This is a genomic window from Burkholderia diffusa (assembly GCF_001718315.1).
GTDB lineage: Bacteria > Pseudomonadota > Gammaproteobacteria > Burkholderiales > Burkholderiaceae > Burkholderia > Burkholderia diffusa_B.
This window is the reverse complement of the sequence record NZ_CP013363.1, coordinates 918817-940098: the sequence shown is the minus strand read 5'-3', so window position 1 is coordinate 940098 and position 21282 is coordinate 918817. Positions and strand designations below refer to the sequence as shown.

Genomic DNA, 21282 nt, shown 5'->3' with positions numbered 1-21282 from the left:
CGCTTGCGCGCCCGATCATTCACGCTCGTCTGCGGCCGCTTCACGCTTTTTCGTCTCGTTTCCTATGGCATCACACAATGCGCATCACGCGTCCGGCTTCGCGGCCGGGGTCGCCGCCGCCGTCCTCGTCGCACAAACCGGCGCGACCGGCCCCTGGCACGCGGGCCTGCTCGCCGCGTTCGCGGCCGGCGTCGCGGGCGGCACCGCGCCCGACTGGCTCGAAGTCGCGTGGTGGACCCGCAAGCGCCGCTTGTGGATCACGCACCGCACCGTCACGCACTGGGGCATCGGCTGGATCGCGCTGCTCGCGCTCGGATGGCACGGGCTCACGCACCATCCGCATCCACTGTGGGCCGCACCGCTGTTCGGCTTCGCGTGCGGCGGCGTGATGCACCTGCTCGCCGACTGGCCGAATCCGCTCGGTGTGCCGTGGATCTGGCGGCGCCATTCACTGAACCTGTGGAACAGCGGACATTGCGACCTGATCGTCGTGGCTGCCGCATGGGGCGGCACGCTGTGGCTCGCGCAGTCGCTGTGGACCCGCGCCCCGTTCCTCGAACACTGGCTCGGCTGGCTCCATCGCGTGTAGCTGCGTACAGTCGAATGCAGTTGCGTGTGACCGTCGGATCGAGCCGCGCAACCGCGCCGACCCACGTCGAGCGTAACGCCCATCCTGTCGCGATCCGGCACCCGTGACCGAGCGGGTGTCGTTTCGCGCGCCCGCCCGTTGAAATGTCGGCACCGCACCTCATCTGAATCTCCGACGCGCGCGCTCCCCGCCTGCGGTGTCCGGCACGCACACGCGGCGTCTGGCACACTGACGATTCGCGCGCCGCCCGCGCGCTCGCTCCCCAATTCAACGCTCCGATGGACGTCACAGCCACCCGCCCTGCCAATGCGCTCGACGTGTTCCACCCGGCCGTCGCCGCGTGGTTCCGCCGTACCTTTTCCGCGCCGACCGGCGCGCAGGCGCTCGCGTGGCCGCACATCAAGGCCGGTCGGTCGACACTGGTCGCCGCGCCGACCGGCTCCGGCAAGACGCTCACCGGGTTTCTGTGCGCGCTCGACGACCTCGTGCGCGATGCGCTCGCGCACGACGGTGCGCTGCCCGACACGACGCTCGTCGTCTACGTGTCGCCGCTGAAGGCGCTGTCGAACGACATCCACGTGAACCTCGACGCGCCGCTTGCCGGCATCGCCGAGTCGCTCGCGCAACTCGGCCTGCCGGTGCCGGCGATCCGCACCGCCGTACGCACCGGCGACACCACGCAGGCCGAGCGCGCGGCGCTGCGCAAGCGCGCGCCGCACATCCTCGTGACGACGCCCGAATCGCTGTATGTGCTGCTGTCGTCCACGTCGGGGCGGCAGATGCTGTCGAACGTGCGTTCGGTGATCGTCGACGAGATTCACGCACTGGCGTCGTCCAAGCGCGGCAGCCACCTCGCACTGTCGCTGGAACGCCTCGACGCGTTGACGGGTCATGCGCTGCCGCGCATCGGGTTGTCGGCCACGCAGAAACCGATCGACGCGGTCGCGCGCTTCCTGGTCGGCGGCCCGGCCGATGCGCCGCGCGACTGCACGATCGTCGACACGGGCCACACGCGCGAACGCGACCTTGCGCTCGAACTGCCGAACGTGCCGCTCGAGCCGGTGATGGCAACCGACGTATGGGAACAGGTCTACGACCGGATCGCGGCGCTCGCCGCCGCGCATCGCACGACGCTGGTGTTCGTGAACACGCGGCGCACCGCCGAGCGCATGGCGCGCCATCTCGCCGACCGTCTCGGCAAGGACGCGATCGCCGCGCACCACGGCAGTCTCGCGAAGGAGCATCGCTTCGAAGCCGAACAGCGGCTCAAGCGCGGCGATCTGAAGTTGCTGGTCGCGACCGCATCGCTCGAACTCGGCATCGACATCGGCGACGTCGATCTCGTATGCCAGGTCGGCTCGCCGCGCGGGATCGCGCCGTTCCTGCAGCGCGTCGGCCGCTCGGGGCATCATGTCGGCGGCGTGCCGAAGGGCCGCCTGTTCCCGCTGTCGCGCGACGAGCTGGTCGAATGCGCGGCGCTGCTCGATTGCGTGCAACGCGGCGAGCTCGACGCATTGCGGATTCCGGAAGCGCCGCTCGACGTGCTCGCGCAGCAGATCGTCGCCGAAGTCGCCTGCGCGGAATGGCAGGAGGACGCGCTGTACGCGAGCTTCACGCACGCGGCGCCGTACGCGAGCTTGCCGCGCGAACGCTTCGACGATGTGATGAAAATGCTCGCCGAAGGCTTCACGAGCCGCCGCGGCGTGCGCGGCGCGTATCTGCATCGCGACGTGGTCGGCAGCACGGTGCGCGGGCGCCGCAACGCGATGATGACCGCGACGACGTCAGGCGGCACGATTCCCGACATGGCCGACTACGCGGTGCTGCTCGAACCGCAGGGGATCCAGGTTGGCACCGTCAACGAGGATTTCGCGATCGAGAGCCTCGCGGGCGACGTGTTCCAGCTCGGCAACCAGTCGTACCGGATCATTCGCGTGGAAACGGGCCGCGTGCGCGTCGAGGACGCGCAAGGCCAGTCGCCGAGCATTCCGTTCTGGCTCGGTGAGGCGCCCGGGCGCAGCGACGAATTGTCGGCCGCGGTCGGACGGCTGCGCGCGCGGCTCGACGGGCTGTTCGCCGAAGGTGATCGGCACGCGGAGGCCACTGGACGCAAGCGTGCGAGCAGCGACGTGGCCGGCAAGACGGGCGCGCGCGGCAACGCCGGGCAAGCGGCGCAAACCCGTGCCGCCACCGATTCGCGCAACGATGCCGTCGGCACCGCGGTCGGCCCGACCGAAAGCCGCCTCACGCCGGCGCTGCGCTGGCTCGTCGACGATCTCCATCTGTCGCCCGATGCGGCCCGCCAGATCGCCGACTACCTCGCGCGCACGCGCGCGGCGCTCGGCGCGCTGCCAACGCAGGACACGCTCGTGATGGAGCGCTTCTTCGACGAATCGGGCGGCACGCAGCTGGTGATCCATTCGCCGTTCGGCAGCCGCATCAACCGCGCGTGGGGGCTCGCGCTGCGCAAGCGCTTCTGCCGCAGTTTCAACTTCGAGCTGCAGGCCGCCGCGACCGACGACGCAATCATTCTGTCGCTGTCGCTCGCGCACAGCTTCGCGCTCGACGAAGTGTGGCGCTACCTCCGCTCGGCCAGCGCCGAGCACGTGCTGGTTCAGGCACTGCTCGACGCGCCGATGTTCGGCGTGCGCTGGCGCTGGAACGCGACGACCGCACTCGCGCTGCCGCGCTTCACCGGCGGCCGGCGCACCGCGCCGCAGCTGCAGCGGATGAAGAGCGAGGACCTGCTCGCGACCGTGTTCCCCGATCAGGTCGCGTGCCTCGAGAACATCGTCGGCGAACGCGAGATCCCGCATCATCCGCTCGTCGACCAGACCCTCGACGATTGCCTGCACGATGCGATGGATACCGAAGGCTGGCTCGCGCTGCTGCGCCGGATCGAAAGCGGCGCGATAGAGCTGATCGCGCGCGACTTGCCCGCGCCGTCGCCGCTCGCGGCCGAGATCCTGAACGCGAAACCCTACGCGTTCCTCGACGACGCGCCGCTCGAGGAGCGCCGCACGCAGGCCGTGCAATCGCGCCGCTGGAGCGATCCCGAATCGGCCGATGATCTCGGTGCGCTCGACGCCGACGCGATCGACGCGGTGCGCGACGAAGCATGGCCGCTCGTGCGCGACGCCGACGAAATGCACGATGCACTGCTCACGCTCGCCTGCGTCGCCGACAACGAAGCGCATGCGCACGAAGGCTGGCCCGAGCGGCTCGCGGAACTGGCCGAACGCCGCCGCGCGACGAAACTCGTCACGCCGGACGGCGCCGCGCTGTGGGTGCCGGTCGAACGGCTGGTCTGCATGCGCGCGCTGCACCCCGACGCACGCGTCGCACCCGCGCTGAAGGTGCCCGCCGCCTGCGCGCAGCCATGGGAAGCCGACGCCGCGCTCGTCGACGTGATCCGCGCGCGGCTTACCGGCTTCGGGCCGTCGACGCTCGACGCGATCGCGCAGCCGCTCGGCCTGCCGGTCGCGGCAATCGTGACCGCGCTCGCGGCACTGGAGCGCGAGGGCTACGTGATGCGCGGCCGCTTCACGCCGGGCGCAACGGCCGACGAATGGTGCGAACGCCATCTGCTCGCGCGCATTCATCGCTACACAGTCAAGCGGTTGCGCCGCGAGATCGAACCGGTCGAGCGCGCCGATTTCATGCGCTTCCTGTTCCACTGGCAGCACCTGACACCCGACACGCGCGGCACGGGCCGCGACGCGCTCGCTGCCGTCGTCGAGCAGCTCGAAGGCTATGAAGCCGCAGCGAGCGCATGGGAAGACGCGCTGCTGCCCGCGCGCCTGACCGACTACACGGCAGGCGGTCTCGACGAGCTGTGCCGCTCGGGCAAGCTCGTGTGGACCCGAATCGGCGCCCCGGCCCGCGCGGCCGGCACCCCCGTGAAAACGACGCCGGTCGTGCTGCTGCCGCGCCGCCACCTCGGTGCATGGCAGGCGCTGCGCGACCCGGACGCGCAACCGGCGCTGTCCGCGCGTGCAACGCAGGTGCGTGACGCGCTCGCCGCGCATGGTGCGATGTTCTTCGACGCACTGCTCGACGAACTGCACATGCTGCCCGTCGAGCTCGAACAGGCGCTCGGTGAACTCGTGTCGGCCGGCCTCGTGAATGCGGACAGCTTCGCCGGACTGCGCGCACTGTTGAAGCCCGCGGTCAAGCGCGGCGCGACGTATGCGCCGCGCACGCGGCGCGGCGGCGCGCTGATCGGCGGAATGGACGACGCCGGCCGCTGGGCGCTCGTGCAACGCGCTTCGGTACCGGACGAAGCGCCCGTACTGAAGCGCGGCGCAGCCGCGACAGACCCCGACGCACTCGAACATATCGCCTGGACGTTGCTGCGCCGCTATGGCGTGGTGTTCTGGCGGCTGCTCGAACGCGAGGCCGACTGGCTGCCCAGCTGGCGTGAACTCGTGCGCGTGCTGCAACGTCTCGAAGCGCGCGGCGAGATTCGCGGCGGACGCTTCGTCGCGGGGCTCGCGGGCGAGCAATTCGCGCTGCCGGAAGCGATCCCGATCCTGCGCGAACTGCGTCGCCAACCGGGCGACGGCCAGTTCGTGTGCGTGACGGGCGCCGATCCGCTGAACCTTGCCGGCACGTTGTTGCCCGGCGACAAGGTGCCGGCGCTGGCCGGCAATCGCGTGCTGTTCCGCGACGGCGTGCCGGTTGCGTCGCTCGTGTCCGGCACGTTCCACTACGTGCCCGACCTGTCGCCCGCCGCACGCGAGGATGCGCGGCTGCGGCTCGCACGCCGCTACTGACGTCGGCTGACACGCCGCACGTCGCGGACTACTGAACGCCGCGTCGCATCGCCGCGCCCGTTCGGGTAGCATCGAGCGATTCACAGCGCGGCCGACCGCGCCCAGAACAAGCCTTTCGGAGACTGCCCTTCATGTCCTCGCATGCCGATTCGCCCGCTGCTCATCACGGTGGCTCACTGACGATTTTCCAGGGTGCCGCGTTGTATATCGGCGCGGTGCTCGGCACCGGCGTCATTGCGTTGCCGGCGCTCGCCGCCGAGGTCGCGGGCCCTGCGTCGCTGCTTGCGTGGGCCGCGCTCGTCGTGCTGTCGGGGCCGCTTGCGGCCACCTTCGCCGCACTCGGCGCACGCTATCCGGACGCAGGCGGCGTATCGACCTATGCGCGACGCGCATTCGGGCCGAAGGCCGCGGCGATCGTCGGCTGGTGTTTCTATTTCGCGGTGCCGGCCGGTGCGCCGGCCGCCGCGATGTTCGGTGGCGCGTATGTCGCGGCCGTCACGGGCGGCGGGCACGCGACCGTCATCGTCACGGCTGCCGCGCTGATCGCGACGGTGTCGGCCGCGAATGCGTTCGGCGTCACGGTGTCGGGGCGCATGCAGCTCGTGCTGTCGGCGTTGCTCGTCGCGCTGCTGCTGGCCGCCGTGCTCGCATCCGCACCACATGCACGCACGGCCAACCTGCATCCGTTTGCGCCGCACGGGTGGCTCGCGGTCGGCCAAGCCGCCGCACTGCTCGTGTGGAGCTTCGCGGGCTGGGAAGCGATCACGCACCTCGCGGCAGAATTCCGCCGGCCCGCGCACGACATGCCGCGCTCGGCCGGTATCGCAGTCGTGGTCGTCGGCTTCCTGTATCTGTCGGTCGCGGCCGCGAGCGTGACGGTGCTCGGGCCGTCGGCCGGCGCGTCCGGCGCGCCGCTCGCGGAACTGATCGCGGGCGGCATCGGTGGTCATGCGCAGGTCCTGGCTGCCGCGGCTGCATTGCTGCTCACGCTCGGCACGATGAATGCGTATTTCGCGGGCGCGGCCAAGCTCGGCGCGGCGCTCGGGCGCGACGGCGCACTGCCTGCGTGGCTCGCGCAGGGTAGTCAGGTAGGCGGGGTGCCCCGCCGCAGTCTCGGCGCGATCGCGATACTGGCGGCCGTCGCGCTGGCCGCGACGACGCTCTCGGACGTCGGGCCGAAGCCGCTCGTGCTCGTCACGTCCGGATGCTTCGTGATGGTGTACGGGCTCGGCGCGGCCGCCGCGCTGAAACTGCTGCCGCGCGGCGGCATCGCGTATCGCTGCGCGTGGATTTCGCTGGTTGCCGTCGCCGGGCTTTTCCTGACGACCGGTTGGTATTTCCTGTGCCCGCTGCTGCTCGCGGGCGGTGCGCTGCTGTATCTGCGGATAGCCGGGCAGCGCACGTGATCGCGCGCCGCTGCCCGTGCGCGGACGCTCGTGAGCCGTTCGCCGCGATGCGCCGGCCTGCCGTGCACCGTTTCGCCCGGCTCGTCAGGCCGGCACGAGCTCGAAGCTGAGCCGCTTGCCAAGCGCGGTGGCGGCGCTCGCCAGCGTCGCGAGCGTGAGGCTCGTATCGGTTTCGTCGAGCAGCCGGTTGAGCGCGGCGCGGCTGGTCTTCATCCGCGCGGCCATCGCGGTTTTCGTGATGTGCTGCGCCTTCATTTCCTGCCCGATCTGCCACGCGATCACGCGCTTGATCGCGGTGGCGGTGGCCGCTTCGAGGTGCCCTTCGTCCTCGAGGAAAGTGTCGAAGTCGCTGCCGATATGCGGGTTGTTCGTGGTCGTCATGGGTACTCCAGTGCATGGCGTTGCCGGCCGGCACATCGCCGATCGCATGTGGCGGCGCCGCCGGGGAAATTCAGATGGCGCGTGTCAGCGCTTTCAGCCGCGCTGACGGTCGCGTCGAGATCGTCGGACGGCGTGGCCTGCGATTGCTTGAAGAACGCATGCAGCAGCACCATCGTGTCGCCGACGACCGTGAACAGCACGCGCGCACTTCGCCGCGGCAGCATCACGCGGATTTCCCAAAGATCAGCAGACATCTTCCGGACCAGCGGCATGCCGAGCGGCCAGCCGAGTTGAACCGTCTTGATCTCTTCGCCGATCACCCTGCGCTCGAGCTGCCCGAGCGCCTTGAGCCATTCGCGCACCGGCTCGTTACCACGCGCGGTGCGGAAGAACCGCACGCCGAGCGTGATCTGAATCTGCTGTCTCGCCATCGTCGTGTCATCGAGCGTACCAAAAACGATACGATATGCCAAGCATGACGACGCCCGCTACTGACCGAACGGCTAACGGAATGGCGGTAAAGGAACAGCGGGCCGGACACCGCCCGCACGCGTTCTACCCGGCGTTTCAGCGCGCGCGGCCCGCCGGCTTGCGCGCACTGCGCGGCGCGCGACGGGTATGCGCATCGCCGAACCGCGCCTGCGCGATGTCGCGCACGGCGTCGATCAACGTCCGCGCGACGGGTGACGGTTGTGCATCGGTACGCAGCACAAGGCCGACCGGCTCGTCGGTGCCCGCGGACGGCAGCGGCAGGCGCGCGAGTGCGCCGGCCGACAGGTCGTATTCGGCCGCATAGAGCGGCACGAACCACACGGCGTCGTTCTCGAGCGCAAGCGCGCGCGCGACCGACACCGACAGCACCTCGATGAACGAATCCAGCGGCGGCGCGCCGCACGCGCCAAGCAGTTGCTCGGCCGACTGGCGGATCAGCGTGCCGAACGGCGGCAGCACGACCGGGTAGCGCGCAAGTTCGGCAGCCGGCGCGGCGCTCGCCAGCAGCGGATGTCCGGCGCGCACGACCGCGACGAGCGGTTCGTTGTACAGCTGCTCGAACGCGAGCCCGATCATCCGCTCCGGCTCCGACAGACGCCCGATCGCGCATTCGATCGCCCCGGCCTTCAGACGCTCCAGCAGCTCGGCATTCGCGGCCGTCGCGATCCGCACCACGATGCGCGGCCAGCGTGCGGTCAAAGCCTTCATCAGCGCGGGCGCAAGCGATGCCGCAACCGTCGGCAGCATGCCGATTTCGAGCGTCGCCGCAGCCGCGCCGCCCTCGCGCGCGAGCAGACCGACGCCCTGCCGCAGCGCCAGCACGCACGCGTTCGCATGCGGGATGAACAGTTGCGCTTCGCGCGTCGGCTGCGCGCCGTGCCGCCCCCGTTCGAACAACTTCACGCCGAGGATCGACTCGAGTTCGGCGATCGTCTTGGACACGGCCGGCTGCGTAATCGACAGGCTTTCGGCCGCCTTCTGCACACCGCCCAGTTGTGCGACCGCGAGAAAACACTGCAGGTGCCTGAACTTGACGCGGCCGTCGGCAATACGGTTATTCATAACGAGCAGTTATGCGAGTGGTGATGAAATGCCATTTTGCATAACTTTCCGGAAAGGCCCAAGCACTCGGCACGATGGCACGCATGACGCCGCGGCGCGTGGAATCCGGTCACAATCCGGTCAGTTCCCGGATCCATTTCGTGATCGGCAACGCGGTGCCGCGCTTCTGGCCGAGCGGTGCCGACGACGACACCGCATGCAGCGCCGCAAAACATAACGAATAGTTATGCAATTCGCGAAAAAAGGTCATTTTTCATAACTTTCCGGCTTGGCTAAAGTCTTGCCATCCACTTCGCGAAATACCTATCAGGAGACGCCCGATGGATTCCCCCACGATCCTCACACCGCGCGACTGGCCGTCGCATCCCGCGTATGTCCACCCCGAGTACCGTTCGTCGGTGAAGCGCGGCCCGACGCGCCCGATGATCCCGTTGAAGGAAAAGCTGCGCGACCAGTTCGCTCCTGTCTACGGCACCGAGGATCTCGGTGCGCTCGACCACGACCTGACGAAGAACGCCGTGAAGAACGGCGAGCCGCTCGGCGAGCGCATCGTCGTCACCGGCCGCGTGCTCGACGAAGGCGGCAAGCCCGTGCGCAACACGCTCGTCGAGGTATGGCAGGCGAACGCGGCCGGCCGCTACGTGCACAAGGTCGACCAGCACGACGCGCCGCTCGACCCGAACTTCCTCGGCGCCGGCCGCTGCCTGACCGACGCCGAAGGCCGCTACCGCTTCCTGACGATCAAGCCCGGCGCCTATCCGTGGGGCAACCATCCGAACGCGTGGCGCCCGAATCACATCCATTTCTCGCTGTTCGGCGACTACTTCGGCTCGCGCCTCGTCACGCAGATGTACTTCCCTGGCGACCCGCTGCTCGCGTACGACCCGATCTTCCAGGGCACACCGGAAGCAGCGCGCGATCGCCTGATCTCGCGCTTCTCGATGGACATCACCGAAGAAGGCTATGCGCTCGGCTACGAATTCGACATCGTGCTGCGCGGCCGCGACGCTACCCCGATGGAGCGCTGAACCATGACGACGCTGAAGCAAACCCCTTCGCAAACGGTCGGCCCGTACTTCGCTTACGGCCTGTGCCCGCAGCAGTACCACTACGATCTGAAGAGCCTGTTCACGCCGACGATCGCCACGCCGGACGCCGAAGGCGAACATATGCTGCTGGTCGGACAGGTGTTCGACGGCGATGGCAACGTCGTCAGCGACGCAGTGCTCGAATTCACGCAGGTGGACGCGGCGGGCCGCTATCCCACCTCGCGGGGCGACATCGCGAAGTCCGGTTTCACGGGTTTCGCACGGGTCGGGACGGGCACCGATGCGCAGCACCGCTTCGTCGTACCGACGGTGAAGCCGGGCCGCATCGCCGCCGACGAAGCGCCGCACATCAACGTGACCGTAATGATGCGCGGGATCCTGACCCACGCATTCACCCGCGTATATTTCGATGACGAAGCTGCCGCGAACGCGGCCGATCCGGTGCTGAACCTGGTGCCGGCCGAACGCCGCGCGACGCTCGTCGCGAAACGCAACGCACAACCGGGCCGGCCCGTCGTGTACCGCTTCGACATCCATATGCAAGGGCAGGACGAGACCGTGTTCTTCGACGTGTGACGCACGAGCCGGCAGCCTGCCGGCTGCCCGCACCGAACCGCCGCGTAGCGCGATACCAGCAGGCATCGCGTCGCGTGGCGGTTTCCGTTTTCGAGCGCCAACATTCGATGCCGTACCGCAGCACGCACCGCCAGCATTGCCGACGCCCGTAGCTGGCTGCTTCGGACCCCGAAATCGAACGCGCGATTAAAACGCATGCTGCGTTTGCACATGAATCGTTGGCGCTGCGCGATATCGTTTGGGCGTTATGCGGCGTATGCTTTGCTATCCGCACCCAACCGAGGCCATTGAATCGGAACAAGCAACAATTTCACGACACGATGCGCGAACACTGCCCCGCTGGCTGTCGCGCATTTTTTTCTGACCGAGTGCCTTTAAGCGCGTCTGACCGAAACCTGGCAGGCGCGTTTTTTTCGCCCGTGACGAAGCACGGCACCGCGTCGGCCGCCGTATCCGTTCCGATTAGCGACGCGCCTCCAGATACCGGCTCGGCGTTTCGCCGAGGATGCGGCGAAACGCCGACGTAAAGGCGCTCGAGCTCGCATATCCGAGCTCGAACGCGACACGCGTCACCGGCTGCCCGTCGCTCAGTCGCGTGATCGCCGCCAGCATGCAGACCTGCTGACGCCACGCGGCGAAACTCACGCCCGTCTGCGCGCGGAACAGCCGCGTAAACGTGCGTCGGCTCACGCCCGCATCGGTCGCCACCAGATCGAGATCCGCCGCGATCGACGGCGACGCGAACAGATGGCGGCAGATCTTCGCGAGGCGCGCATCGGTCGGCAGCGGCGCGTGCAGCGACAGCCGCGGCATCGTCGCGATTTCCGCGATCAGCAGCGCCATCAGCTTGCCTGCCCGGCCATCGACGTCGTACATCGCCGGCAGGTCGATCGCTTCGTCGATGAGTTGCCGCAAGAGCGGCGATACGCCATATACGCCGCACTGGTCCGGTAGTCCGGCAGCCCGCGCCATGTCTTCGGATACGAACGCGTTGAGCATCGTGACCGGACCGGTCATCGTCATTTCGTGCCTCACGCCGGCCGGCACCCAGCACGCGCGCTGCGGCGGCACGAGCCAGCGGCCGTGCGGCGTCGACACGCTGATCGTGCCGCGCGACGCGATCGAGAACTGCCCGCGCCGGTGCGCGCGCGCAGGAAACGTCGTGCCGGCCGCGTAGTCGTTGGCGCTCGCCACGACGCTGCGCGGAATGTGTTCGTTGGGATCCAGTTGCGTATTTCTCAAGGCCCGAATTCCATCATGAATGCACGATATCGAAGGTAGGTCACCTTCGATCGGTCTACGATCCGCTCCATGCTGCGCGACCGGACGGCCGCAGGACCCTACGGCCCATTGGCCGGATAGCGACTTCATCGAAACGGAGATATCCAATACGTTTCATCTCGCGGGACGCGCGCCGACACGGATTTCAGCGATGAGATCGCGGGCCGGCATCCGGTCACCACGCATCACCGCAGCATGAACGACATCGCCGACAGGCTGTTCAGCGTGCGCACCACGTGCTCCACCGACGGCCCGTCGAAGCGCAGCGTCACCGCATCGACCCGCTCGAGCGACGGCAGCACGCAGAACAGATCGGCGAGCGCGGCCGTCTGCACGCGCAGCGTGCAAGCGGCCGGCGCGGGCCGATGCGCGCCCGCGCGCCAGCCCGACGACAGCGCGTGCGCGACCGTTTCGCGTGCGGCGGCCGCGATGCGCCCGCAGGACGCTGCCGGCGTGAGCGTGTCGCCGCTCGATGCGCCGCCGGCCGTCTTGACCGTCTCGAAACGCGCGTCCGGAAACAGCGGCCGGGTTTCCTCGGCGAACACGTCGTCGCCCGACGCCAGCGCGACGTGTGCGCCGTATTCGCGCGCCAGCGCGCCGTATAGCCCGGCCTCGCCGAGCTCGACGCCGTTCAGCCATACCTGCGTGAACGCGAAGTTGTTGATGGTGTGCGCAAGCACGCCGCGCGTCTGCGATTTCGCGTGAAAGCCGATCATGAACACGAGGTCGGGCTGCTGCTCGAGGCCCGCCATCATCCCCAGCGTGCGCGGCTTGCCGAGCACGACACGGGCACGGGCATCGAGCCCGTCGGGCAGCAGATTGCGGAAGCCGCCATGCGAATCGTTGACCCATACGGCTTGCGCGCCACCGGCGAATGCGCCTTCGATCGCCGCGTTCGCCTCGGCGGTCATCCAGCGGCGCGCGCGTTCGTATTCCGGGTTACCGGCTCGCGTCTGCTCGATGGCAAACACGCCGGCGACACCCTCGATGTCGGTCGAGATCAGGATCTTCATGAATGGATCGGATGTCCTTCGTTGCCTTCGTTGAGTAACCGATCGAGATCGGGCACCGCGTCCCGCAGCGATTGCCGCACGTGGCCATCGCGCCCGGTCACGGTCACGGCCTGGAGCAGTGCATCGGCGATCGCATGCTCGACGCTTTCGGCCGCGGCCATGAACAGCGGATCGAGCGCCGCATCGGCCACGAGCGCCGGCAGCGCGACGGTCGATGCATCGTGCGCGATCGTGTAAGCGGTGGAAAACGCGAGCGCGATGTCGCCGCTGCCGTGCCCGTAGACCGAACCGGTCCGGGCGAGCCCCGCGCCCGCGCGGCGGGCGAGCCGCGACAGTTGCCGCGCGTCGAGCGGCGCATCGGTCGCCAGCAGCAGGATGATCGAGCCTTGCTCGGGCATCGACTGCGCGTGCTCGGCGGCATGCCGCTGCGCGACGATGCGTCCGAGCGGCACGCCACCGAGCGTCAGCATCGGCAGCCGGCCGAAGTTCGCGAGCACCAGCGCGCCGACCGTGTACGGCCTGCCGACGGCAACGGCCACGCGCGACGCGGAGCCGATCCCGCCCTTCAGGTCGAAACACGACATCCCGCGCCCGGCGCCCACCGCGCCACGCGCGAAATCTCGCGCCGAGGTATTGCAGGCTTCGTCGTAATGCGCAGCCGTCACCGCGAACGCCTGGATGTCGTTCAGATAACCGTCGTTGCATTCGAACACGAGCGGGTTGACGGTCGGCCAGTCGCGGCCCACCCGCGGATTCGTCGCGATCGCCGCGCGGATCTGCGCCTGTGCAACCGCGCCGACGCCGAACGTGTTGGTCAGCGCGATCGGCGTGTCGAGCATGCCGAGTTCGTCGACCTGCACGAGCCCGACGCTCTTGCCGAAGCCGTTGATGACGGCCGCGCCGGCCGGCACCTTGCTGCGGTAAAGGTCGCCCGGATGCGGCTTGACGACGGTGACGCCCGTCTGCACGTCGCCGGCATCGAGCGTCGCATGGCCGACGCTCACGCCCGGCACGTCGGCGATCGTGCCGCGCGGCCCGGCCGGCAGCGTCGAGCTCCACATCGGAACCGCACCCATCAGCGCCGCTCCAGCTTCGGGTCGAGCGCGTCGCGCAGCCCGTCGCCGAGCAGGTTGAACGCGAGCACCGTCAGGAAGATCGCGAGGCTCGGGAAGATCGCAACGTGCGGCGCGGTCACCATGTCCGCGCGCGCCTCGTTGAGCATCGCGCCCCACTCCGGTGTCGGCGGCTGCGCGCCGAGCCCGAGGAACGACAGGCTCGCGGCCGTGATGATCGACGTGCCGATCCGCATCGTGAAGTAGACGACGACCGACGACACGGTGCCGGGCAGGATGTGTCGCATGATGATCGTCCAGTCGGACGCGCCGATGCTGCGCGCGGCTTCCACGTAGGTCATGTGTTTGAGCATCAGCGTGTTGCCGCGCACGAGCCGCGCGAACGCCGGAATGCTGAAAATCGCGACCGCGCAGATCACGTTGATCATCCCGTTGCCGAGGATCGCGACGACGCCGATCGCGAGCAGGATCCCCGGGAACGCAAACAGCACGTCGGCCACGCGCATCGTGATGCGGTCCCACCAGCCTTCGTAGTAGCCGGCGAGCAGTCCGAAGAACGTGCCGACGAGCGCGCCGAGCGCGACGGAGAAGAAACCGGCGGCGAGCGAGATTCGCGTGCCGGTGACGATCCGGCTGAAGATGTCGCGGCCGAGCGAGTCGACGCCGAACCAGTGCACGGCCGATGGCCCCGCGTTCAGTGCGTCGTAGTCGAAATAGTTTTCGGGATCGAACGGCACGATGTGCGGGCCGACAAATGCGAGCACGACGAGCGCCAGCACGAAACCGCCGGCGACCAGCGCAACGGTCTGCTTGCGGAACTTGCGCCAGAATTCGCGCCACGGCGTTCGGATCGCGCTCGATGCGGCCGACGCCGCGGGCTGGACAGTCGCGTTCATGCTCGCCTCACTCTCACTTGAACCGGATGGTCGGGTTGATGACCGCGTACAGCACGTCGACGGTCAGGTTGATCAGGATGAATTCGAGCGAGAACAGCAGCACGATCGCCTGGATCACCGGGTAGTCGCGCATCGTCACCGCGTCGACCAGCAAGCGCCCGAGCCCCGGCCAGTTGAACACGGCCTCGACGACGATCGAGCCGCCGAGCAGGAAACCGAACTGCAGCCCCATCATCGTGACGACCGGGATCATCGCGTTGCGCAGGCAATGCTTGAGCACGACCATCGGCTCGTGCACGCCCTTCGCACGCGCGGTGCGCACGTAGTCCTCGTTGAGCACCTCGACGAACGACGCGCGCGTGAAGCGTGCCATCACGGCCGCGACCGCGGCGCCGAGCGTGAGCGACGGCAGCACGTAGCTCTTCCACGTGCCGTCCGGCACGACGGGCAGCCAGCCGAGCTTCACCGAGAAGATCTCCATCAGCAGCATGCCGAGCGCGAACGCGGGAAACGAAATGCCCGACACCGCGATCGTCATCCCGAGGCGGTCGGGCCAGCGGTTGCGCCATACCGCCGACGCGATGCCGATCGCCATCCCGAACACCGTCGCCCATACCATGCTGACGAGCGTCAGCAGCAGCGTCGGCATGAAGCGCTCGCCGATCTCGGTCGACACCGGCCGCTTGCTGCGCGTCGACGTGCCGAAATCGCCGTGCGCGATCTTCACGAAGAAGTTCGCGAACTGCGCCGGCAGCGGCCGGTCGAGGCCGAGATCGGCTCGCACGAGCGCGACCGTCGCGTCGTCGGCTTCGGGCCCGGCCGCGAGCCGCGCGGGATCGCCCGGCAGCAGGTGCACGAACAGGAACACCAGCACCGCGACGATCGCGAGCGTGGGCAGCAGGCCGAACAGGCGCTTGACGAGAAAATTCAGCATGGGACACCGATCGAATCAGCGCGCCGGCAGCTTGCGTCGCCGGCGCCGCACAGCGAGCGAATCGCCGTCATTTCACCGAGATTTCGTCGAAGTTGAACGAACCGTCCGGCATCACGTACATGCCGTGCAGCCGCTTGCTGCGCGCATAGACGATCTTCTCCTGCACCAGGAAGATCCATGGCGCGTCGGCCCACACCTGCTTCTGCGCGTCGGCATACAGGGCGGCCTTCTTCGCCTGGTCGGTCGTCTCGAGCGCCTTCGCGAGATCGTCGTCGACGGCACCGTTCTTGTAGTACGCGGTGTTGTAGAGCTTCGGCGGCGCCGACGTGGACGCGAGCAGCGGCGACAGCGCCCAGTTCGCCTCGCCCGTCGAGGCCGACCAGCCGCTGTAGTACATCCGCACCGGTGCCGTCGCCGGGTCCTGCGCGCTCTCGACCTTCGCGACCCGCTCGCCGGCCTCGAGTGCCTGCACCTGCACCTTCACGCCGACCTGCGCGAGCTGCTGCTGGACGAACTGGATCAGCTTCTGCGCCGTCGAATGGTTGTACGCTGACCAGAGCGTCGACTCGAAGCCGTTCGGATATCCGGCTTCCTTCAGCAGTGCGCGCGCCTTCGCCGGATCGTACGGCCAGGGTCCGAGCTTGGTCGCGTATTCGACGCCCACCGGCGCGACACCCGTTTGCGGCGTTGCGTAGCCGGCGAACACGACCTTCGCGAGCGCTTCCTTGTTGACCGCGTAGTTCAGCGCTTCACGCACCTTCGGATTGTCGAACGGCTTCTTCTGCGTGTTCAGCGAGATGTAGCGCTGGATGATCGACGGCCGCTCGATCAGCTCGACCTTCGGATTGCTCTTCAGGTCGGCCGCCTGCTCGAACGGGATCGTGAACGCGAAATCCGCCTCGCCGGTCTTGAGCAGTGCGGCGCGCGTATTGTTGTCGACCACCGGCTTCCAGTCGATCGAATCGACCTTCGGATAGCCCTTCTTCCAGTAGCCGGCAAACTTCTTCACCTTCATGTCGTCGGTCTGCTTCCATTCGACGAACTCGAACGGGCCCGTGCCGACCGGATGCAGCGACACGTCGCGTCCCCACTTCTTCAGCGCGGCCGGCGAGATCATCACCGCCGACGGGTGCGCAAGCGTGTTGATGAACGCGGAGAACGGCTCGCGCAGCGTGAAGCGCACCGTCATCGGATCGACCACCTCGGTCTTCTCGATCACGCGGAACAGCCCGTAACGCTTCAGCTTGTTCGCCGGATCGGTCACGCGGTCGAAGTTCGCCTTCACCGCGTCGGCGTTGAATTCGGTGCCGTCATGGAACTTCACGCCCGGGCGCAGCTTGACCGTGTAGACCTTCGCATCGGGCGACGCCTGGTAGCTCGTCGCCAGCACGTTGATGAGCTTCATGTCCTTGTCGAAACCGAACAGCCCTTCGTAGAACGACTTGACGACAGCTTGCGACACCGTATCGTTCGCGTCGTACGGGTCCATCGTCGTGAACGTCGAGTACACGGCGACCACGACGTTCTGTTGCGCGAACGCGGGCACGGCGACCGTCAGCGCGAGCGCGCCTGCCCCCGCGGCGAACAACGCTCGCGGACGGAACATCGGGAACGAATGCGGCTTGTTCATTTTGTCTGGCTCCTGTGGATGATTCGGTAACGCGTGGTGAAAATCGCGGCGTGACTGCATCCGCTCGGGAAAATGACGCCGTTGCCTGGCACGTGCGCAGCTGCGGTCCATCTGCAACTCGCCGTGCATCAATACGCGCCGCCGACGCGATGCGTCGCGACGTAATGATCGGGGCCGACTGCCACGAGCGGCGCGACGAGCGGCTCGTCGCCGACCGCGCGGATCGGGCTCGGAATCTCGTCCGCCGCGAGCTGGCGCGGCGCATGCCGGCGCGCCGGATCGGCCACCGGCACCGCGCTCATCAGCTTCTTCGTGTACGGATGCCGAGGCGCCTCGAACACCGCGCGGCGCGGACCGATCTCGACGATCTGACCGAGATACATCACCGCGACCCGATGGCTGACGCGCTCGACGACAGCCATGTCGTGCGAGATGAACAGATACGCGACGCCCAGCTCGCGCTGCAGGTCGAGCATCAGGTTCACGATCTGCGCCTGCACGGACACGTCGAGCGCGGACACCGATTCATCGGCGATCACGACCTTCGGATTCAGCGCGAGCGCGCGTGCGATGGCGATCCGCTGGCGCTGGCCGCCCGAGAATTCGTGCGGATAGCGGCGCGCGGCCTCCGGCGGCAGGCCGACCTTGTCGAGCAGCCAGTCGACGCGCGCCTGCGCTTCGCGGCCGCTCGCGACGCCGTGCACGAGCAACGGCTCCATGATCGAGAAACCGACCGTCAGGCGCGGGTTCAGCGACGCGAACGGATCCTGGAAGATGAACTGGATGTTGCGGCGCAGCGCCTGCAGGTCGTGGCCCTTCATCGCACTGATGTCGCGGCCGTCGAATTCGATCGAACCGCTCTGCGATTCGACGAGGCGCAGCAGCGAGCGGCCGGTGGTCGACTTGCCGCAGCCGGATTCACCGACCAGCGCGAGCGTCTCGCCCGCGCGCAGCTCGAAGCTCACGCGCTCGACTGCATGCACGTATTGCGACACGCGGCCGAACACGCCGCTTTTCACCGGAAACCGCGTGACGAGATCGCGCACACGCAGGATCGGCGGTGCCGCCGGATCGACGGGCGGCTGCCCGGCGGCGGGAGCCGCGCCCGCGTTGCTCGCATCGTTCGCCGCAGCCGCGCTTGCGCCGTCCACCTTCAGCAGCGGGAATTTTTCGGGGCGGTCGGTGCCCTGCATCGAGCCGAGCCGCGGCACGGCCGCGAGCAGCGCACGCGTGTAGCGATGCGCGGGCGTCGCGAAAATGCGCTCGGACTCGCCCTCCTCGACCTTCTCGCCGCGATACATCACGAGCACGCGATCGGCCACTTCGGCGACCACGCCCATGTCGTGCGTGATGAAGATCACGCCCATGTTCATTTCGTCCTGCAGGCCGCGGATCAGCTGCAGGATCTGCGCCTGGATCGTCACGTCGAGCGCGGTCGTCGGTTCGTCGGCGATCAGGAGCGCGGGCCGGCACGACAGCGCCATCGCTATCATCACGCGCTGCCGCATCCCGCCGGACAACTGGTGCGGATAGCGCGCGAACACGCGGCGCGCCTCGGGAATGCGCACGAGATCGAGCAGCCGCAACGCTTCCGCGCGGGCTTCGGTCGTGCTTTTCGACTGGTGCAGCGCGATGGCCTCGCTGATCTGGTCGCCGACCGTAAACACCGGGTTCAGCGACGTCATCGGCTCCTGGAAGATCATCGCGATGTCCGCGCCGCGGATCCCGCGCATCGTCACCGCGCTGGCCTGCGCGAGGTCGACGAGCGCGCCGCCGCGACGCCGCAACACGATCCGGCCGCTCGTGATTTCGCCGCCGCCATGCTCGACGAGCCGCATCAGCGCGAGCGACGTGACCGACTTGCCGGAACCGGACTCGCCGACGATCGCGAGCGTCTCGCCGCGATCGACGTGAAACGACATGTTGCGCACCGCATCGAACGTCGCGTTTTCGCGGCGAAATATGACCGAGAGATCGTCGACGGCGACGACGCGCTGTTCCGGCAGCACCAGCGCGGACGGGGTTCGGCTCGAAGTCATGCGAAGGTCTCCTCGTACGATCCGGAATCAGGCCGCATCGTCGCGATAGATGCCGACCACGGGCGTCTGGCCGACGCGTGCGTAACCGCGATACATCCCTTCCGTGTTGAACGGCATCGCGACGTTGCCGTGCGCGTCGACCGCGACGATCCCGCCGCGCCCGGCCAGGCGCGGCAGCTTGTTCATCACCGCGTCGTGCGCGGCATCGGCGAGCGATGCGCCGCGATAGGCCATCTGCGCGGCCACGTCATGCGCGGTCGCGAGCCGGATGAACATCTCGCCGGTGCCCGTCGCGGATACCGCGCAGGTCGCATCGTCGGCGTAGCAGCCAGCGCCGATGATCGGCGAATCGCCGACGCGACCGGGCTGCTTGTTCGTGATGCCGCCGGTCGACGTCGCCGCCGCGATATGGCCGTGCACGTCGCACGCGACCGCGCCGACCGTGCCGTGCTTGCGATCGGGATCGAGCGGCTCGGCCGGCTGCCCGGCGCCGAACGCGAAGGTCGCCGCATCGTGATCGAGCATCGTGCCGGCCGCCGCGCGCGCCTTGACCCACTGCGCATGACGCGCTTCGGTGTCGAAGTAGCCGGGCTCGGCGAGCTCGAGGCCCTGTGCGGCCGCGAAAGCGTCGGCGCCCGCGCCGGCCAACAGCACGTGCTCGCTCGCTTCCATCACGCGCCGTGCGGCGAGCACTGGATTGCGCACGCGGGTCGCGCAGCAGATCGCGCCGGCCGCGAGCGTCGTGCCGTCCATCACCGCCGCGTCGAGTTCGTGCTTGCCTTCGGCCGTATAGACGGCGCCGCGCCCGGCGTTGAACAGCGGACAGTCCTCGAGCAGCCGCACCGCAACGGTGACGGCGTCGAGCGCGCTGCCGCCATCGGCGAGCACCTGTTGCGCGGCCCGCAGGATCGCGGTGAGTTCGGCGCGGTACTGGCGTTCGGTGTCGGTGTCCATCGCATCGCGCAGGATCGTGCCTGCACCGCCATGAATCGCGACGATCGCGGTTGAAGTCATGATTTTTTCGGACCGGAGGGAGAGGGGTTGACGGCGGGCAGCGCCGCTTGCGGGTGGACCAGCCACGGCAACAGGAATTCGGTCATTTCGGCGGCGGACTTCGCGGAGCGGTGCGTGCGCAGCGCCACCGCGTCGATCAGCGCCTCGATCATCGTCAGCACGGCCGCTTCCGACGTGGCCGCGAAACGCCGTTCGGCCTTGACATACAGATTCAGCGTCGCGATCGGTGCAAGCGGCGAACCGGGCCCGTCGGAGATGCCGAGCACGCGCGCGCCACGCGCGGCCGCGCGGCGGGCCAGCTCGATCGTGTCCTTGACGTAGCGCGGAAACGCGAGCGCGATCACGAGATCGCGCGAGTCGGCCGTGTACAGGCGCCGCGCCGCGTGCGACGGGCCGCCGAGCAGCGCGAGGGACTGCACGTTGTCGTGACACACCGACAATCCGTGTTCCATCAGCCCGGTCAGGAACGCGCTCGAACCGGCGCCGAGGATCAGCACGCGCCGCGCACCGACAATCGCTTCGACGGCCGCCTCGACGTCGGCCGCATCCAGCTGCGCACGCGTGTTCTCGATGTTCGCGACGGCCTGGTCGAAGACTGCGTCGATCCATGCGGCGCCGCGCACGCCCTGCTCGTGCTCCTGTTCCTGCTCCTGCGCCGAACGCAGCCGCTCGACCGGCCCGAGCGTCGCCTCGAAGCCGCGCACGAGCGCCGCGCGCATCGCCGGATAGCCGTCGAACCCGAGGGCCCTGGCGAAGCGGTTCGCGGTCGCGATCGACGCATTCACGGCCTGCGCGAGCTCGTCGATCCGCATCGTCGCGGCGCGAAACGGATTCGCGAGCACGAATTCGCCCATCCTGCGATGAATCGGTGTCATCCGCGGCATGGCCGAGGCGATGCGCTCCGCGATCGCGGATTCGTCCTGACTGGCATCGTGCGGAACGAGAGGCGTCATGCGAATGGTTTTGCAAGGTAGATGAAAATCAATTTACACAATCTACCGAGAGGAAAAAAATAAATTTTCATCAGGGTTGTCACGCCCCCTGCCGGGCCCGCCTGATGCAGTCGCGTCGC

The 21282-nt window shown here is 68.3% G+C and carries 17 protein-coding genes and 1 pseudogene; 5 read left to right on the top strand and 13 right to left on the bottom strand.

All coding sequences use genetic code 11. From position 1 onward, the window contains the following. Window positions 1-64 precede the first annotated feature (64 nt). The 3 genes from WI26_RS19630 to WI26_RS19620 all read left to right on the top strand — a co-directional run bounded on the left by WI26_RS19630 (window position 65) and on the right by WI26_RS19620 (window position 6770). Complete coding sequence (locus WI26_RS19630; RefSeq protein WP_059466236.1) at window positions 65-589, top strand: metal-dependent hydrolase; 525 nt, start codon at window positions 65-67, stop codon at window positions 587-589. A 278-nt stretch (window positions 590-867) separates the two neighbouring features. After that, window positions 868-5364 carry a DEAD/DEAH box helicase gene (locus tag WI26_RS19625; RefSeq protein WP_069226887.1) on the top strand — a complete coding sequence of 1499 codons (4497 nt, stop codon included), beginning with the start codon at window positions 868-870 and terminating at the stop codon, window positions 5362-5364. 131 nt (window positions 5365-5495) lie between these two features. Next, a complete protein-coding gene (locus WI26_RS19620) occupies window positions 5496-6770 on the top strand; it encodes an APC family permease (RefSeq protein ID WP_059915906.1) in 1275 nt (424 codons plus the stop codon). 84 nt (window positions 6771-6854) lie between these two features. Here the strand turns inward: WI26_RS19620 and WI26_RS19615 are convergent, their stop codons facing one another. The 4 genes and pseudogenes from WI26_RS19615 to WI26_RS32300 all read right to left on the bottom strand — a co-directional run bounded on the left by WI26_RS19615 (window position 6855) and on the right by WI26_RS32300 (window position 8955). Beyond that, on the bottom strand, window positions 6855-7151 hold the full coding sequence (locus WI26_RS19615) for an XRE family transcriptional regulator (protein WP_069226886.1): 297 nt from the start codon (window positions 7149-7151) through the stop codon (window positions 6855-6857). 70 nt (window positions 7152-7221) lie between these two features. Continuing rightward, window positions 7222-7582, bottom strand: a pseudogene (locus WI26_RS19610) (type II toxin-antitoxin system RelE/ParE family toxin). Window positions 7583-7718: 136 nt separating this feature from the next. Further along, entirely contained in the window at window positions 7719-8705 is a 987-nt protein-coding gene (gene pcaQ / locus WI26_RS19605) for a pca operon transcription factor PcaQ (protein ID WP_059466241.1), read from the bottom strand. Window positions 8706-8814: 109 nt separating this feature from the next. Further along, complete coding sequence (locus WI26_RS32300; RefSeq protein ID WP_236849356.1) at window positions 8815-8955, bottom strand: hypothetical protein; 141 nt, start codon at window positions 8953-8955, stop codon at window positions 8815-8817. A 70-nt stretch (window positions 8956-9025) separates the two neighbouring features. On the opposite strand from WI26_RS32300, the gene pcaH reads away from it, so the two are divergent. Together pcaH and pcaG are read left to right on the top strand one after the other, a co-directional pair. Continuing rightward, complete coding sequence (pcaH, locus tag WI26_RS19600) at window positions 9026-9733, top strand: protocatechuate 3,4-dioxygenase subunit beta (protein ID WP_059450554.1); 708 nt, start codon at window positions 9026-9028, stop codon at window positions 9731-9733. Between the two features lie 3 nt (window positions 9734-9736). After that, window positions 9737-10330, top strand: a complete 594-nt coding sequence (gene pcaG, locus WI26_RS19595; RefSeq protein WP_069226885.1) for a protocatechuate 3,4-dioxygenase subunit alpha — start codon at window positions 9737-9739, stop codon at window positions 10328-10330. 462 nt (window positions 10331-10792) lie between these two features. Here pcaG and WI26_RS19590 read toward each other — a convergent pair whose 3' ends face one another. The 9 genes from WI26_RS19590 to WI26_RS19550 form a co-directional block, all read right to left on the bottom strand. Further along, window positions 10793-11572, bottom strand: a complete 780-nt coding sequence (locus tag WI26_RS19590) for an AraC family transcriptional regulator (RefSeq protein ID WP_069226884.1) — start codon at window positions 11570-11572, stop codon at window positions 10793-10795. A gap of 224 nt (window positions 11573-11796) precedes the next feature. After that, window positions 11797-12624: a M55 family metallopeptidase gene (locus tag WI26_RS19585; RefSeq protein ID WP_069226883.1), complete on the bottom strand. Its 828-nt coding sequence runs from the start codon at window positions 12622-12624 to the stop codon at window positions 11797-11799. Then, on the bottom strand, window positions 12621-13700 hold the full coding sequence (locus tag WI26_RS19580; RefSeq protein ID WP_069226882.1) for a P1 family peptidase: 1080 nt from the start codon (window positions 13698-13700) through the stop codon (window positions 12621-12623). The genes WI26_RS19585 and WI26_RS19580 overlap by 4 nt, the downstream gene beginning before the upstream one ends. Further along, window positions 13700-14593 (bottom strand): glutathione ABC transporter permease GsiD, encoded by an 894-nt coding sequence (gene gsiD, locus WI26_RS19575; RefSeq protein WP_059466255.1) that lies wholly within the window; start codon window positions 14591-14593, stop codon window positions 13700-13702. Before gsiD ends, WI26_RS19580 begins: the two co-directional genes overlap by 1 nt. A gap of 13 nt (window positions 14594-14606) precedes the next feature. Continuing rightward, the gene (gsiC, locus tag WI26_RS19570) at window positions 14607-15527 is read right to left on the bottom strand and encodes a glutathione ABC transporter permease GsiC (RefSeq protein WP_059466256.1); all 921 of its coding nucleotides are present in this window, start codon (window positions 15525-15527) and stop codon (window positions 14607-14609) included. Between the two features lie 67 nt (window positions 15528-15594). Then, on the bottom strand, window positions 15595-17157 hold the full coding sequence (gsiB, locus tag WI26_RS19565; RefSeq protein WP_069226881.1) for a glutathione ABC transporter substrate-binding protein GsiB: 1563 nt from the start codon (window positions 17155-17157) through the stop codon (window positions 15595-15597). A gap of 128 nt (window positions 17158-17285) precedes the next feature. Beyond that, complete coding sequence (locus tag WI26_RS19560; protein WP_069226880.1) at window positions 17286-19196, bottom strand: dipeptide ABC transporter ATP-binding protein; 1911 nt, start codon at window positions 19194-19196, stop codon at window positions 17286-17288. A gap of 27 nt (window positions 19197-19223) precedes the next feature. Further along, window positions 19224-20210, bottom strand: a complete 987-nt coding sequence (locus WI26_RS19555) for an isoaspartyl peptidase/L-asparaginase family protein (protein ID WP_069226879.1) — start codon at window positions 20208-20210, stop codon at window positions 19224-19226. After that, a complete protein-coding gene (locus tag WI26_RS19550) occupies window positions 20207-21163 on the bottom strand; it encodes a MurR/RpiR family transcriptional regulator (protein WP_069226878.1) in 957 nt (318 codons plus the stop codon). The genes WI26_RS19555 and WI26_RS19550 overlap by 4 nt, the downstream gene beginning before the upstream one ends. Window positions 21164-21282: the final 119 nt, after the last annotated feature.

What these genes read in the sequence shown, in the direction of transcription:
- WI26_RS19620 (WP_059915906.1), top strand. Translation starts at nt 5,496, where the DNA reads ATGTCCTCGCATGCCGATTCGCCCGCTGCTCATCACGGTGGCTCACTG.
- WI26_RS19550 (WP_069226878.1), bottom strand. Translation starts at nt 21,163, where the DNA reads ATGACGCCTCTCGTTCCGCACGATGCCAGTCAGGACGAATCCGCGATC.
- gsiD (WP_059466255.1), bottom strand. Translation starts at nt 14,593, where the DNA reads ATGAACGCGACTGTCCAGCCCGCGGCGTCGGCCGCATCGAGCGCGATC.
- WI26_RS19615 (WP_069226886.1), bottom strand. Translation starts at nt 7,151, where the DNA reads ATGACGACCACGAACAACCCGCATATCGGCAGCGACTTCGACACTTTC.
- WI26_RS32300 (WP_236849356.1), bottom strand. Translation starts at nt 8,955, where the DNA reads ATGACCTTTTTTCGCGAATTGCATAACTATTCGTTATGTTTTGCGGCG.
- pcaH (WP_059450554.1), top strand. Translation starts at nt 9,026, where the DNA reads ATGGATTCCCCCACGATCCTCACACCGCGCGACTGGCCGTCGCATCCC.
- gsiB (WP_069226881.1), bottom strand. Translation starts at nt 17,157, where the DNA reads ATGAACAAGCCGCATTCGTTCCCGATGTTCCGTCCGCGAGCGTTGTTC.
- WI26_RS19560 (WP_069226880.1), bottom strand. Translation starts at nt 19,196, where the DNA reads ATGACTTCGAGCCGAACCCCGTCCGCGCTGGTGCTGCCGGAACAGCGC.
- WI26_RS19630 (WP_059466236.1), top strand. Translation starts at nt 65, where the DNA reads ATGGCATCACACAATGCGCATCACGCGTCCGGCTTCGCGGCCGGGGTC.
- pcaG (WP_069226885.1), top strand. Translation starts at nt 9,737, where the DNA reads ATGACGACGCTGAAGCAAACCCCTTCGCAAACGGTCGGCCCGTACTTC.
- WI26_RS19625 (WP_069226887.1), top strand. Translation starts at nt 868, where the DNA reads ATGGACGTCACAGCCACCCGCCCTGCCAATGCGCTCGACGTGTTCCAC.
- pcaQ (WP_059466241.1), bottom strand. Translation starts at nt 8,705, where the DNA reads ATGAATAACCGTATTGCCGACGGCCGCGTCAAGTTCAGGCACCTGCAG.
- WI26_RS19580 (WP_069226882.1), bottom strand. Translation starts at nt 13,700, where the DNA reads ATGGGTGCGGTTCCGATGTGGAGCTCGACGCTGCCGGCCGGGCCGCGC.
- WI26_RS19585 (WP_069226883.1), bottom strand. Translation starts at nt 12,624, where the DNA reads ATGAAGATCCTGATCTCGACCGACATCGAGGGTGTCGCCGGCGTGTTT.
- gsiC (WP_059466256.1), bottom strand. Translation starts at nt 15,527, where the DNA reads ATGCTGAATTTTCTCGTCAAGCGCCTGTTCGGCCTGCTGCCCACGCTC.
- WI26_RS19555 (WP_069226879.1), bottom strand. Translation starts at nt 20,210, where the DNA reads ATGACTTCAACCGCGATCGTCGCGATTCATGGCGGTGCAGGCACGATC.